Genomic DNA, 13896 nt, shown 5'->3' on the forward strand with positions numbered 1-13896 from the left:
CTTAACAATCATACAATACGGCGGTAACGCAGGCGTAATTTCACCATCCTAGCTTTGCATCAGAAAACAACCTGACCAAGCTATGGAAATGATGCTGGCCACTTTTTCGGCCTTATTTAGTGTGGTAAACCCCTTTGGGGCCATGCCCGTTTTTTTGACGCTTACCCAAGACGACACTCCCTCCAACCGCAACCAGCAAGCACTGCGCGCCTGCATTTACATGGCGCTCATTCTGGGGGTATTCTTTCTGGCCGGGCAGTACGTGCTTAACTTCTTTGGCATCCGGCTGCATGATATCCGCATAGCCGGCGGACTGATGATCATGAAGGCTGGTTTTGAGCTCCTCTCCAGCAAGGCGCACCGTGGCAAAAAAGTATCGAAAGGTGTGATGAGAGAGTATGCAGAAAGAAGACATTTCCTTCGCGCCACTGGCTATGCCGATGCTGTCGGGCCCGGGCGCCATTGCCGTGAGCATCAGCCTCTACTCTGATGCCCTCCGTATCACTGATCTGGGTCTAGTCGTAACAGCCATTGTTGCATTAGCTGTGGTGGCTTATGTTATTCTGATTTTCTCGCACCAGTTACTCCAGTTTATGGGTAAAGCGGGCCTATCGGCACTCTCACGTATTATGGGCTTTATGGTGCTGTCGATCGGGGTGAACTTTATTGTGACAGGTATATAGGGGCTTTTATTCACAGCGGTATAAAGCGCTTCCGTTTTGGCTATACCCGCCAAAAATTCCCAACCACTTCACACCGCACAGAGTACACCAATTTAACATGATAGTTGCCCTGCCATTAGATGATAACAATCATCTTCCGACAGTCAGCATTTTTAACGTATCTTTGTGCCATGCAATTGAAGAATGACCTGCTTATAAGAGCTGCCAAAGGAGAAACCGTAGAACGTACTCCGGTGTGGCTGATGCGCCAGGCCGGCCGCATCCTACCTGAATACAGAGCTGTACGCGAAAGCCTGAGCGGATTTAAGGAACTGGTGGAGACACCGGATCTGGCCGCTGAAGTGACCATCCAACCCGTGGATATTCTCGACGTAGACGCTGCCATTATCTTCTCTGACATCCTGGTGGTGCCGGAGGCAATGGGCTGTACTTACGAAATGGTAGAGAAACGTGGACCATGGTTCCCGAAAACGATCCGTACAGAAGCGGACCTGGCTCGCCTTCGCGTAGCTGACCCGCATGAGCACCTGGACTATGTATTGGAAGCCATTAAGGTAACCAAAAGAGCCCTGAACGGCCGTGTGCCACTTATCGGTTTTGCCGGTGCGCCATGGACGATTCTGGCTTATATGGTAGAGGGTAGCGGCTCCAAGACATTCTCGCATGCACGCGGTTTGCTGTACACCAACCCAAAGTTGGCACATCAGATGCTGCGCATGATCACCGATACCACTATTGCTTATCTGAAAGCACAGGTAGAAGCAGGCGCCAACCTGATACAGGTATTTGACTCGTGGGCAGGTATACTCACCCCAGCGCATTACCGTGAGTTCTCTTTGCCCTACATCAGCGAGATCTGCAACGCCATCAACGATGTGCCGGTAACGGTATTCGCCAAAGGTGCTTTCTTTGCGCTGGAGGATTTCAGCAAACTGAACTGCGAAACCATCGGCCTCGACTGGAATATGGACATCAAAACGTCCAGAGCGCAGGTTGGTCCGAACAAGACCCTGCAGGGCAACATGGATCCGTGCTTGCTTTACAGCTCTTTCGAAACAATTGAGCGTGAGACGATAAACATGCTGAAGGAGTTCGGTCCGCAGCGCCACATCGCCAACCTTGGTCATGGTGTATACCCGGACACCGACCCGGAGAAAGTGAAATGCTTCATCCAAACGGTGAAGGCGTATAGCGGCGTAAGGGGTTAGAAATATTCGGATTGAGCCGTGATAAGAGCCGTCATACTAACCCTATTACTTCTCAGCACCATCACGGCTTATGCTCAAACAGATACTACGATGTCGGCAAGTCCTGAAGTTCGCTTCGAAGGATTTGCCGACATTTTTTATGCCTACGATTTCAACAAGCCTACCGCAGGCTATCGACAACCCTTTCTCTACAATCACAACCGCCACAACGAGTTTAACCTGAACCTCGGTTTGCTTCGTGCTACAGTGGAACACAACAGGTATAGAGGCGCTTTGGCGTTGCAGGTCGGCACCTACGCATCTGATAACTATGCCGCTGAAGATGAAGTGATGCGCCATGTGTTTGAGGCTAACGCAGGTATAGCGCTGAACCAGCAATCAACTGTATGGCTGGATGCCGGTATTATGGGTTCCCACATTGGTTTCGAAAGCGCTATCTCAGCCGACAACCTCACGCTTAGTCGTTCCCTTCTAGCCGAGAATTCACCATACTTCCTTTCAGGAGCCAAGCTGACTTATACCCCTACTCCTGCCTGGACGCTGGCTGCACTGGTAGTCAACGGATGGCAGCGCATCCGACGGGTGCCGGGCAACTCACTGCCCTCCTTTGGTACGCAGGTGAATTTTGCCCCGCACGACAACCTGACCCTGAACTGGAGCACTTACATCGGCACCGACGACCCGGATGCTGTCCGCAGGATGCGTTATTTCAACAACTTTTATGGGCAGTTCGGTATAGGTGAAAGAACCACTTTGATTGCCGGATTTGATATAGGTATACAGCAACAAAGTAAAGGTAGCAGCAGTTACCACACGTGGTATAGTCCGGTTCTGATCGCACAGTATAAGCTCAGCGAAGCATGGGCTGTGGCTGCCCGCGCCGAACACTACTCCGACAGAAATGAGGTGATTATAACGGCCCCTGTAGGAGCAAGTGGTTTCCGGACCACTGGCCTATCAGCCAACGCCGATTATAATCCGTACCCTCATGTAGTCTGCCGTGTGGAAGCCCGTTGGCTGAAAGGGCAAAATGACATTTTCGAAAAAGGCACAGGCGCTTCTTCCAGCAACTTCGTTTTCCTTTCTTCCATTGCCCTCCGCTTAAAAAGGTAGTTTGCCTACATTATTGCGTATAGAACCGTAAAAAAACTATTGCCTATTAGTCTCTTCATGAAGCCTGCATGCTAACAAAGGCATCATGTTGATCTAATATCAATAGTTAAATAAACGGAACTCCCTCTCTATATGAAATGGATAAAAGTCGAAGATGAACTTCCAAGTATAGGCAAACCCATTATTTTGACAATAGAAGCCACTGAGGGTGAAAGGTGTGTTGATATAGGATATATAGATGCATCTAACACCATTCATGTTGGATCACATGATGTTACAAACAATGTAATTGCCTGGATGGCCCATCCGGAGCCCTACGATTTATGATAACATCAACCAACTGCCAAATGTGTTTCTGGGTACTTGTATGCCGTCGTCAATGCACGGGTACTTAAGGCAAAAGCAAGCGTGAGTGTGCCTACTCTACCAATGTACATGGATAGGATAATAATCGTCTTTCCGGCATCAGAGAGACCTGCGGTTATACCTGTGCTAAGACCTACCGTAGCGAATGCTGATACTTGTTCAAAGGCTATCCGCATGATGTCAAACTGTGCATCTGTAATTGAGAGGATGAAAATGAACAAAATATTGATCACAGCGGCAAACGTAAAAACGGAAAAGGCCTTGTAGGATATATAATGCGGTATAGTCCGGTGACCGACTTCAATATTGCGTTTGTTGCGGATGGTAGCTGCTACGGAGAGCAAAATAACTGTGAACGTTGTTGTTTTTATACCGCCCCCCGTAGACCCCGGTGATGCCCCAATGAACATGAGGAAAATGAACATCAGCAGTGTTGGCACATTAAGCGCTGAAATGTCTACTGTGTTAAAACCGGCTGTTCGAGTAGTTACCGATTGAAAAAACGATGTAATAATTGCTTCAACTAAACTTAGATGTGAGAGGGTATTAAAATACTCTAACAAGAAAAAGCCAACTGTTCCTAAAGCAATCAAGCCAGCGGATGTATAGATGATCACCCGCGACATCAGCTTCCAATTTCTCCAAGGTGTATCCATACGTGCCCGCATTGCTTTCGGAGAAAGCACATCAATTATAGTTGGCATACCTATGCCTCCAAAAATAATCAGAACGGCTAGTGTAAGGTGCAGTACGTACGAAAAGCGAATTGGCTCGGTATAAATACCTTCTGGAAAAAGAGAAAAGCCAGCGTTACAGAATGCCGAAACAGCATGAAAGACTGAAAAAAAGATTTTGCTACCTAAGTTATCAAACTGTGCCAAAGGCCCCCATGTAGCGAATATGATAAAAGCTCCAATCATTTCGATTGTAAGCGTTATAATAATGATTTTGCGTAAAAGCCCTTTGGTAGTAAACAGAGACTCGCTTTCAAGCAGCTGATGCATGACCACGTGTTGCTTAATCCCTATCCCTTGTCGCATAAGCGATGCAAAAAAAGTGGCGAACGTCAGGATACCTAAACCACCAACCTGAATCAGTATGAGCAGAACAACCTGTCCTGCAAATGTAAAATAGGTGCCTGGATCTACCACAGCCAAACCTGTCACACAGGTAGCGCTGGCAGCCATAAAAAGGGCGTCGATAAAACGCATGCCTTCCGGCGCATTCGTCATTTTGGGCAGCATGAAAAGACTTGTGCCTGCCAATATGATGAGTAAGAAACTTAGAACGAACGTAATACCCGGCTTTATTTGTAGTGTTTTCAGGTGCACTCTTGTTTCCAGGAGCTCAACTACTAGCAACACCAGCATGTAAAGTGAAACCAGGATGCGGTATAACTCAACAGATAGCGGTATACCTATACCCTCAAAAAGGTTGTAAACTAAGGGATAATTGAAGAGATAGGTCGAAATCTGGTTAAAGAAAATGATCCCCATCAAAATACCCTCAAACCAGGTGCGCTGTAGGAACTTGATTCGTTCGAAGGTATAGAGTATGCGCAGGAAATAAATGATGACAAAGATGGCCAGTATTCCATCAATCGCATAGAAAAGATACTGCAGTACATCAGGATCTTCCACTACACCATGGGCATAGATGAGCAGCCCTATTGCCAGAATGGTAAGGGTATAAGTTGTGCGACGCATCAACTTATACGCCTGCAGCTTACTGCCGTAAAGAAGCCTGTTAAGCTGTTCGGTGTTCATGCTTTTCGTATAAACTGTTTTCCTTCGCCTCCGCATACAAGCGGTTTCTGTCGACAGGCACCACCCCTACCTGTTCGCATACCAGTCCGCCACCCAGATTACTAAGGCCGGCCATAAAAGGCAACGAAGTTTTCAGCGCCATACAAAGCGCCGCAATACTGATCACGGTATCACCGGCACCAGACACGTCGGAAATAGAACGGCGGTGCGCTGGTATATAAGTCTTTTCGTCTCCATTGGCCACAAATACACCACGCTCCGAAAGTGTCACGAGCACCTGCTTCGTAGTCAGGCGCTCTTGCAACTGTGCAACCGCTTCTTCAAAAGCAGACAGGTTTTCGTCGGCGAAGTCTACTTTCAGGCCTTCCTTAAGCTCTTTCAGGTTCGGCTTGAAAAGCGTGCAGCCTTTGTAATTCAGGAAGTTTTTCTTCTTCGGGTCCACCACACTTGGTATACCTCGCTGGTTTGCCAGCTCAATGAAACGAGCTATGTTTTGCTCTGAGAATACACCTTTGTCATAGTCCTCAAACACGACCACATCGGCACGGTCGAGCAGTTTCAGGTAATGCGCCTCCAAATGGCGTTCTTCGTAGTCGGCCAGGTTGTGCTCAATCTCAGCGTCCACGCGCAGCAACTGCTGTCCACCGGCTATGATGCGGTGCTTGATAGTGGTTATCCGCTCGGGACTCTGTACAATGCCTTCTGTGGAGAGATTGCGCTCTTCCATCAGGCGCAGAAAATCACCACCGTCCGGATCGTCGCCGATCACGGAGCAAAGCAACGGGGTTGCGCCCATCGCCTGCACGTTCAGGGCCACGTTGGCCGCTCCGCCCAGTCGCTTCTCACGCTTCACCACGTTCACGATCGGCACAGGTGCTTCCGGTGAAATGCGTGTCGACTTACCCCAGAGATAGGAGTCAATCATCACGTCACCTACGATAAGCACCGTCAGGCGATCGAAGGCACTGAAAATATCTTCAAGATTGGTATGCTGATTCATTACTGCAATTTGGCGAGGCTCACCTTAATGCGACGGAGTGCCTCGATTAGTTTATCGTCGGATGTGGCGTAAGAGAAACGGATACATTGCGGCGACCCAAAGGCCTCGCCACTCACCAGCGCCACATGCGCGTCAGTGAGCAGGTATAAGCTCAGGTCCAATGCACTACTGATGATGTTGCCGTTGCAACTCTTTCCGAAATAGTAACTCACATCCGGGAAAATGTAAAATGCGCCGGTTGGTACGTTGGTCTTGAAGCCCGGTATATCCTGCATGATCTCCAGCACAAGGTCACGACGACGACGGTAAGCGTCACGCATTTCCAAAGCTGATTCATTTCCACCCAACAGTGCCGCATGAGCCGCTTTCTGGGCGATGGAACAGGTACCAGACGTAATCTGGCTCTGCATTTTCTCGCAGGCTGTGGCAATGTCCTTGTGCGCCGCGATATAGCCCACGCGCCAGCCCGTCATGGCATAGCCTTTCGAGAAGCCGTTCACCGTGATCACACGGTCTTTGATGAAGTCGAAGCTGGCCATGCTGGCGTGCTTACCACCAAAGTTGATGTACTCGTAAATCTCGTCGGCAATGATGTATACCTGCGGGTGCTTCTCCAGCACTTTGGCAATCGCCAGCAGCTCTTCTTCGTCAAACACAGACCCGGTCGGGTTGCAAGGCGAAGAGTACATCACCACTTTGGTATTGGAGGTAATGGCATTCTCGAGCTGCTCCGGCGTTACTTTGAAGTCATTCTCCAAACGGCCCTGCAACGGCACCGGCGTACCTTCGGCCAGTTTCACGATCTCTTCATACGACACCCAGTAAGGCGAGAAGATGATTACCTCGTCACCCGGATTCACCAGACACATCACCGCATTGGCAATAGATTGCTTGGCCCCTGTCGACACCACAATGTTCTCCGGACCATAGTCCAAATTATTATCGCGCTTGAATTTATCGGCAATGGCCTGACGAAGCGCCGGGAAACCCGGTACCGGTGTGTAGAAGGTAAAACCATCATCAATGGCCTGCTTGGCGGCGTCTTTGATGTATTGCGGCGTCTGGAAATCAGGCTCACCGAAGCTCAGGTTGATGATATCATAGCCCTGCGCGGCAAGTTCACGTCCTTTTTTGGCCATCGCGATGGTCTGCGACTCCGACAGCGCCATGATTCTATCTGAAAGTATGTTTGATGCTGTATGCTGCATGCTTGTTCTGAATTAAGCCCCAAAGTTAATATAATGCAAGAGAAAACCAGTGAAATGGGGGTTGAATATGGCGCGAGCGTCCACACTCGCGCCATAGCTATACTTATACCTAAACCTACCCCCCAAACAAAAAGGACACGCTATTCGCATGTCCTTTTCCAGCTATTATAAGCCGCGAGTTTTAGTTCTTGCCGTAGGACGTGCGCTCTACGATGCTTCGTCCCAGGGTTATCTCGTCAGTATACTCCAACTCCCCTCCTACCGGCACACCACGGGCTATCGTAGTGATGCGCACGTTGTGGTCGCGGAGTTTGCGTGTCAGGTAAAAAGCAGTCGTGTCGCCTTCCATGGTTGGGCTGATCGCCAGCAGAATCTCCTTAACCTCAGAGTTCGGCAGGCGCTCCAGCAGCGAGTCGATGTGCAAGTCCGATGGGCCAACACCTTCAATCGGAGAGATCACGCCACCTAGCACGTGGTACAGGCCCTTGAACTGAGAAGTATTCTCGATCGCGATCACATCCCGGATGTCGCTCACCACGCACAAAAGGCTACGGTCACGCAGTGGGTTCAGGCAGATACCGCATACCTCTGTGTCAGATATGTTGTGACATTGCTTGCAGTGCTTCACCTCGGTGCGCATTTTCACCAGCGCTTCGGCCAGCAGGAAGGTCTCTTCAGACTCCTCTTTGAGCATGTGCAGCGCCAATCGCAGGGCAGTCTTGCGCCCCACGCCTGGGAGCTTGGCCAGCTCCTCTACGGCATTTTCAATCAATTTAGATGGAAATTCCATTCAGCCTCCCGCTACTCTATATTGGCCGAAAGGTCTTTGTCGTGAAGGGCGGTGCACATACCTGCCAGCTCTTCGTAAGACCCTACCTTTACGGTGCACTTGCCTTTGTAATGGATCAGCAGCGTACATTGCTCCGCCTGTTCCGCCGAATGGCCGCATACCTTGATCAATGTGGCGATCACGTGGTCAAACGTGTTTATATCGTCGTTATACACAATCAGGTTATGCAGATCGGTGCTCTCTTCGAGCAAGGCGACATCGTCCTGATGTAAAATTTCTGTCTCAATATTCATAGTGCAAAATTACGAATTTTTATGGTGCCACGGAAACGAAAGTCGCTATAAAACAGGACTCCCGTTAAGCCCCATCCATTCAAAAAAAGGTATAGGTTAAAACAATCCGGAGCCGGGCATAATTCCTGTAAAGGTGATTATTTACAGGTATAAATTACTCCTCCTCTGTCAATTCGAACTGGAGGTAAGGGCCCTCGATAAGTGAGAAATCTGAATTTTCACGAAGCGATGAGTACCTTCAGATTGCAATAGCCCTCGCTCGCCTCCCGCGAGTGTGAGCTGTTAGGCGGACTTCCCGAAAGTGTTCGGGATATGCGAATGGCCGCTTTGGTTTGTGCCTGCGGCATAAGTGGCGGGACGCCACTGAATAGCCCTCGCTCGCGGGACGCGAGCGAGGGTGGTTATAGATGATTGTTTTCCCATCACCCCGTCTTGAACAGCCCGTCAATTTTGCCTAGTTTTACAGGTACAGCCGTTGCGGTTGCAACCATAACATACTGTCACCGTTTTGGCCTTATCATAATTAATTTGCCTGAAAATTTATGCCTACCGTCTCTACTGGTTTTAAAAAAGCTGTTAAGCAGCTGAGCGACAAAGAAAAGGAAGCGATTATACTCAAAGCCGCCAGACGCGACGGGGAATTGTACGATTTGCTGGCAATCGAACTGGGCGAACTCACGCCGGAAGAGGCCTATGAGCAGACCGCGGAAAAGATTCATGAACTCATGATCGGCACCACGGGTCGTTACCTGGGCCGTGCTCTCACTAAGTCGCTGCGAAAGTCAGCCAAAGAGATTGCCCGTTTCAAGCGCATTACCAAGGACGTCAAACTGGAAACCGACCTGCACCTATACCTGTTGCGCCTGATTTTCGACAACTTCACCGGCCAGTTCGACAGCTATTACAAAGCCTTCTATACCGCCACGGCCCGTCTGTTGCAGCGTACTATCCAGCTTATCCACAAGAACCTCCACGAAGACTATCATCTCGAGTACAAAGACGAGCTTGACAATTTTCTGGAGCAGATCCACAGCCGTAATAAACCGCTGAGCTTTGAATTACCAAGGAGTTTTGAAGTGGAGTAGGTCTATCAATTGAAGGGATGAAGATCGTAACGTGGAACTGCAATGGTGCTTTAAGGAACAAATTTGAGCATTTGTCAACCTTTAAAGCTGACATTTACATCATCCAAGAGTGTGAGGACCCCGAGCGATCCCGCCACCATGAGTACATGGCTTGGGCAAAAAATCATATCTGGATTGGCGATACTAAGAACAAGGGGCTCGGCATTTTCGCAACTGAGCATATAAAAATTGAGCCGCTGGATTGGAGTAATACATATCAGGATCATACGGTAAAGCATTTTTTGCCGTGCAGGATCAACGACAGGTTTCAGCTTCTGGGTATTTGGACACACCAGAATAACTCTCCGAACTTCGGCTACATTGGTCAGTTGTGGAAGTACCTTCAGGTAAACAAACAGTACCTCAAACAAACTTTGATTGCAGGAGATTTTAACAGCAATACCATTTGGGATCAGTGGGACCGATGGTGGAATCACTCTGATGTAGTAAAAGAGTTGGAGGAGTTAGGTATAAGAAGCTTGTATCATCTACACCACAAAGAAGAACAAGGCAAAGAGTCTCAACCTACCTTCTTCTTTCACAGAAAACTGGAAAGGCCCTACCATATCGATTATGTATTTGGCAGTCAGGAGTTTTATACTGGCCTAACTAAGTTTGAAATTGGAGGTGTTGAGCAATGGCTGAAAATCAGCGATCATTTGCCGGTTAGTTGCGAGTTTGATATGAATTAAGGTGTCAATTTAACTGTAGGGACAGGTCGCGACCCAATACCGTCAACTTAAGGCATCCAGCCTCTAATTGTCATCTCGAATGCAATGAGAGATCTGGATTATTGCAAGGCTTCCTCAATTTTTCAGACTTCTCCCTAGGGTCGAAATGACAAAAAACTCTTAAGTTGACAGCATTGAGTCGCTACCTGTCCCTACGGAAACTCTTATCTCAAATCCACGCTCCCCTCCAATATTCTCAATCCTGCCCGTTCCATTTAAACCTTTTCTGATTTCTCCCCTCAAATCATTAAATTTGAGAATCTAAACTAATCTAATCGACTAACACCCTGTCATGAAGAAACATACCTATCTGAGTATGTTCCTCGCGGCGGCACTTGCCTTACCCATAGGCACAGCCACGGCGCAGGACAAAAAAGACAATAAGTGGAACGTGGAAGAAGCCCGCGGTCCGCAAAAAGAAATCACGGTAACAACTGACGAAGGCACTTGGATGAGTCTGGACGTGAGTCCGGACGGCAAAGAGATCGTATTCGACATGCTCGGCGACATCTATAGTATGCCCATCTCAGGTGGCAAGGCCAAATTGCTCCGCAGCGGCCGCGCCTACGAAGTGCAGCCCCGTTTTAGCCCTGATGGCAAGTTCATCTCCTTCACTTCTGATGCGGGTGGTGGCGACAATATCTGGGTGATGAAGCGCGACGGCTCCGATGCCAAGCAGATCACCAAAGAGAACTTCCGACTGCTGAACAATGCCGTTTGGACGCCAGACGGAGAGTACCTGATTGCCCGCAAGCACTTTACAGCTTCCCGTTCGCTGGGTGCCGGCGAGATGTGGATGTACCACAAGTCAGGTGGAGCTGGTGTGCAGCTAACCAAGCGCAAAAACGACCAGCAGGATGCTGGTGAGCCGATGGCATCACCGGATGGCAAGTACGTGTACTTCTCTGAAGACATGAGCGGCGGCACTACCTTCGAGTACAACAAAGACCCGAACGGCCAGATCTACGTCATCCGTCGCGTGGACCGCAACACAGGAGAGATCGAGAACGTGGTGACCGGCAACGGCGGTTCTGTGCGTCCGGTGATCTCCCGCGATGGCAAGCAGCTGGCTTTCGTGCGCCGCGTGCGCACCAAGTCTGTGCTCTTCATCCACGACCTGAAGACTGGTGAACAGTGGCCTATCTACGACCAGCTGAGCAACGACCAGCAGGAAGCCTGGGCTATCTTCGGTGTTTACCCGAACTTCGCCTGGACACCTGATAATAAGAGCCTGGTATTCTGGGCAGGTGGCAAGATCAACAGGATCGATGTAGCCAGCCAGAAGGTGACCAACATCCCTTTCGAAGCGACTGCCACGCACCACATCGCCGAAGCTGTTCGCCACGACTTCAGCAAGGAAGGTGTTTCCCCGGCACAGTTCACTGCCAAGGCCATCCGCCATGCTGTGACGTCGCCTGACGGCAAGCTGTTGGTGTTCAACGCGGCAGGCCATATCTACAAAAAAGAACTGCCAAACGGTAAGCCGGAGCGCATCACCAATGGCAAGGATTTCGAATTCTATCCTGCTTTCTCGCCTGACGGCAAAACCCTGGTGTACTCTACCTGGGATGATGAGAACCTCGGCGCTTTGATGGCAGTGGACATCCGCAAGAAGAACGCGAAGCCAACCAAACTGACTTCGGAGAAAGGTTTCTATACCAATGCCTCTTTCTCGCCTAACGGCAAGCTGATCCTGTATACCAAAGACGGCGGCAACAACCACATGGGTTATGCGCACGGCAATGAGCGTGGCACCTATTACATGACAGCCGACGGCAAAAACCCGAAACTGATACAGAAAAACGGCTTCAACCCACTGTTCAACGCTACGTCTGACCGCATTTTCTTCACTTCAGGAGCAGGTGGTAAATATGTATTCAAAAGCGTTGACTTGAACGGAAAAGAAGAACGCACGCACTATACCTCTACCTATACCGATCAGTTCTACCCAAGCCCGGACAACAAGTGGCTGGCTTTTGTGGAGTTGTTCAACGGTTACGTGGTTCCTTTCTCGGCCAACGGTGCCGGTATGGAACTGAGTGCTGAAACCAAGGCCGTTCCGGTAGCTCGCTTCACCAAAGACGCCGGTACGAGTGTGCACTGGTCAGGCGACAGTAAAAAAGTGAACTGGGTGCTGGGCGACCAGTACTTCTCTAACGATCTGAAAGACCGCTTTGCTTTTATAGAGGGCGCTCCTGAGAAACTGCCTGCTATCGACACGACAGGTATAAAGATCGGGCTGGAGTTCAAGACAGACGCCCCACAGGGCAAAGTAGCCTTCACCAATGCCCGCATTATCACGATGAAGGGCGATGAAGTGATTGAAGGCGGTACGATCATCGTGAACGGCAACCGCATTGTGTCAGTTGGCAAAGGTATAGCCGTGCCGAAAGACGCGAAAGTGATCGACGCCAGCGGCAAGACCATTATGCCTGGTATAGTAGATGTGCATGCGCACTTGGGTACCTTCCGCAACGGCATGAGCCCGAAACAGCAGTGGTCCTACCTTGCCAACCTGGCTTACGGTGTAACTACAACGCACGACCCGTCTTCTACCACGGAGATGGTATTCAGCCAGTCTGAAGCTGTGAAGGCAGGCCATATGGTGGGTCCTAGAATTTACTCAACAGGCACCATCCTATACGGAGCTGATGGCAACTTCAAAGCCGTGGTTAACAGCCTTGATGATGCCCGTTCGCACCTGCGCCGTATTCAGGCTGCCGGTGGCTTCTCGGTGAAGAGCTACAACCAGCCACGCCGTGAGCAGCGCCAGCAAATTATTCAGGCGGCCCGCGAACTCGACATGACCGTGGTACCGGAAGGCGGCTCGACTTTCTTCCATAACATGAGCATGATCCTCGACGGTCACTCAGGTATAGAGCACAACATTCCGATTGCTCCGCTTTACAAAGACGTGGTGGAAGTATGGAAAGCTTCTAACACGGGCTATACCCCTACCTTGATCGTGAATTACGGTGCGACCAGCGGCGAATACTACTGGTACCAGAACACCAAGGTATGGGAGAAAGAAAGACTCCTGAAGTTCACGCCACGCTCTGTAATCGACGGTCGCTCACGTTTCGTGATGCAGGTGCCGGACGAAGAATACAAGAACGGTTACTTCAAAACGTCTGAAGCCTGCAAGGCCCTTACCGATGCTGGTGTGAAAGTAAACCTGGGTGCGCATGGACAGCTGCAAGGCCTTGGTGCACACTGGGAACTGTGGATGCTGCAGCAAGGCGGCATGACGAACCTGGAAGCCCTGCGTGCTGCTACGCTGAATGGTGCAGAATACTTGGGCATGGGCAAAGAGATCGGCTCACTGGAAACTGGCAAACTGGCTGACCTGATCGTGCTGGACCAGAACCCGCTGGAGAACATCCAGAACTCCGAGCACGTGCGCTACACCATGGTAAACGGCCGTCTGTTTGATGCCGCTACCCTGAACGAAGTAGGCAACTACGAGCGCAAGCCAGGCAAATTCTGGTGGGAAAACAACAAGTACGCAGCCTCTTTCGACTGGCACGAAGGATCTGACACCCGCACAGAAGGTATAGCCGGTGAGCACTGTACTTGCCGTCACTAATATCTAAAGGTATAACCTTATATAGAAC

The 13896-nt window shown here is 49.9% G+C and carries 12 protein-coding genes; 7 read left to right on the forward strand and 5 right to left on the reverse strand.

The window, feature by feature from the left end; all coding sequences use genetic code 11:
• Positions 1 to 82 precede the first annotated feature (82 nt).
• From AC5FX6_RS09730 to AC5FX6_RS09745, 4 genes are all read left to right on the forward strand, one after another.
• Positions 83 to 490: a MarC family protein gene (locus AC5FX6_RS09730; protein ID WP_493596856.1), complete on the forward strand. Its 408-nt coding sequence runs from the start codon at positions 83 to 85 to the stop codon at positions 488 to 490.
• The gene (locus AC5FX6_RS09735) at positions 441 to 683 is read left to right on the forward strand and encodes a MarC family protein (RefSeq protein WP_493596857.1); all 243 of its coding nucleotides are present in this window, start codon (positions 441 to 443) and stop codon (positions 681 to 683) included. The genes AC5FX6_RS09730 and AC5FX6_RS09735 overlap by 50 nt, the downstream gene beginning before the upstream one ends.
• Positions 684 to 853: 170 nt before the next feature.
• Positions 854 to 1891, forward strand: coding sequence for a uroporphyrinogen decarboxylase (gene hemE, locus AC5FX6_RS09740; RefSeq protein WP_493596858.1), 1038 nt, complete (start codon positions 854 to 856; stop codon positions 1889 to 1891).
• Between the two features lie 18 nt (positions 1892 to 1909).
• Positions 1910 to 3004: a porin gene (locus tag AC5FX6_RS09745; RefSeq protein WP_493596859.1), complete on the forward strand. Its 1095-nt coding sequence runs from the start codon at positions 1910 to 1912 to the stop codon at positions 3002 to 3004.
• Positions 3005 to 3336: 332 nt separating this feature from the next.
• Here the strand turns inward: AC5FX6_RS09745 and AC5FX6_RS09750 are convergent, their stop codons facing one another.
• The 5 genes from AC5FX6_RS09750 to AC5FX6_RS09770 all read right to left on the reverse strand — a co-directional run bounded on the left by AC5FX6_RS09750 (position 3337) and on the right by AC5FX6_RS09770 (position 8427).
• Complete coding sequence (locus AC5FX6_RS09750) at positions 3337 to 5136, reverse strand: TrkH family potassium uptake protein (RefSeq protein WP_493596860.1); 1800 nt, start codon at positions 5134 to 5136, stop codon at positions 3337 to 3339.
• Complete coding sequence (locus AC5FX6_RS09755) at positions 5117 to 6136, reverse strand: bifunctional heptose 7-phosphate kinase/heptose 1-phosphate adenyltransferase (protein WP_493596861.1); 1020 nt, start codon at positions 6134 to 6136, stop codon at positions 5117 to 5119. Before AC5FX6_RS09755 ends, AC5FX6_RS09750 begins: the two co-directional genes overlap by 20 nt.
• A complete protein-coding gene (locus AC5FX6_RS09760; protein WP_493596862.1) occupies positions 6136 to 7344 on the reverse strand; it encodes a pyridoxal phosphate-dependent aminotransferase in 1209 nt (402 codons plus the stop codon). The genes AC5FX6_RS09755 and AC5FX6_RS09760 overlap by 1 nt, the downstream gene beginning before the upstream one ends.
• Before the next feature lie 181 nt (positions 7345 to 7525).
• Positions 7526 to 8134 carry a recombination mediator RecR gene (gene recR / locus AC5FX6_RS09765; protein ID WP_007660826.1) on the reverse strand — a complete coding sequence of 203 codons (609 nt, stop codon included), beginning with the start codon at positions 8132 to 8134 and terminating at the stop codon, positions 7526 to 7528.
• A gap of 11 nt (positions 8135 to 8145) precedes the next feature.
• A complete protein-coding gene (locus tag AC5FX6_RS09770; RefSeq protein WP_493596863.1) occupies positions 8146 to 8427 on the reverse strand; it encodes an ATP-dependent Clp protease adaptor ClpS in 282 nt (93 codons plus the stop codon).
• Between the two features lie 542 nt (positions 8428 to 8969).
• Between AC5FX6_RS09770 and AC5FX6_RS09775 the strand changes: the two genes are divergently transcribed.
• From AC5FX6_RS09775 to AC5FX6_RS09785, 3 genes are all read left to right on the forward strand, one after another.
• A complete protein-coding gene (locus tag AC5FX6_RS09775; protein ID WP_493596864.1) occupies positions 8970 to 9512 on the forward strand; it encodes a hypothetical protein in 543 nt (180 codons plus the stop codon).
• 17 nt (positions 9513 to 9529) lie between these two features.
• The gene (locus AC5FX6_RS09780) at positions 9530 to 10243 is read left to right on the forward strand and encodes an endonuclease/exonuclease/phosphatase family protein (protein ID WP_493596865.1); all 714 of its coding nucleotides are present in this window, start codon (positions 9530 to 9532) and stop codon (positions 10241 to 10243) included.
• A gap of 331 nt (positions 10244 to 10574) precedes the next feature.
• A complete protein-coding gene (locus AC5FX6_RS09785; protein WP_493596866.1) occupies positions 10575 to 13868 on the forward strand; it encodes an amidohydrolase family protein in 3294 nt (1097 codons plus the stop codon).
• The last annotated feature ends 28 nt before the right edge of the window (positions 13869 to 13896 follow it).

The organism is Pontibacter sp. LHS2 (genome assembly GCF_058932845.1).

Excerpts from the sequence above, each read along its gene's own strand:
- AC5FX6_RS09730 (WP_493596856.1), top strand. The coding sequence starts at position 83 with ATGGAAATGATGCTGGCCACTTTTTCGGCCTTATTTAGTGTGGTAAAC.
- AC5FX6_RS09735 (WP_493596857.1), top strand. The coding sequence starts at position 441 with ATGCTGTCGGGCCCGGGCGCCATTGCCGTGAGCATCAGCCTCTACTCT.
- hemE (WP_493596858.1), top strand. The coding sequence starts at position 854 with ATGCAATTGAAGAATGACCTGCTTATAAGAGCTGCCAAAGGAGAAACC.
- AC5FX6_RS09750 (WP_493596860.1), bottom strand. The coding sequence starts at position 5,136 with ATGAACACCGAACAGCTTAACAGGCTTCTTTACGGCAGTAAGCTGCAG.
- AC5FX6_RS09755 (WP_493596861.1), bottom strand. The coding sequence starts at position 6,136 with ATGAATCAGCATACCAATCTTGAAGATATTTTCAGTGCCTTCGATCGC.
- AC5FX6_RS09760 (WP_493596862.1), bottom strand. The coding sequence starts at position 7,344 with ATGCAGCATACAGCATCAAACATACTTTCAGATAGAATCATGGCGCTG.
- recR (WP_007660826.1), bottom strand. The coding sequence starts at position 8,134 with ATGGAATTTCCATCTAAATTGATTGAAAATGCCGTAGAGGAGCTGGCC.
- AC5FX6_RS09770 (WP_493596863.1), bottom strand. The coding sequence starts at position 8,427 with ATGAATATTGAGACAGAAATTTTACATCAGGACGATGTCGCCTTGCTC.
- AC5FX6_RS09775 (WP_493596864.1), top strand. The coding sequence starts at position 8,970 with ATGCCTACCGTCTCTACTGGTTTTAAAAAAGCTGTTAAGCAGCTGAGC.
- AC5FX6_RS09780 (WP_493596865.1), top strand. The coding sequence starts at position 9,530 with ATGAAGATCGTAACGTGGAACTGCAATGGTGCTTTAAGGAACAAATTT.
- AC5FX6_RS09785 (WP_493596866.1), top strand. The coding sequence starts at position 10,575 with ATGAAGAAACATACCTATCTGAGTATGTTCCTCGCGGCGGCACTTGCC.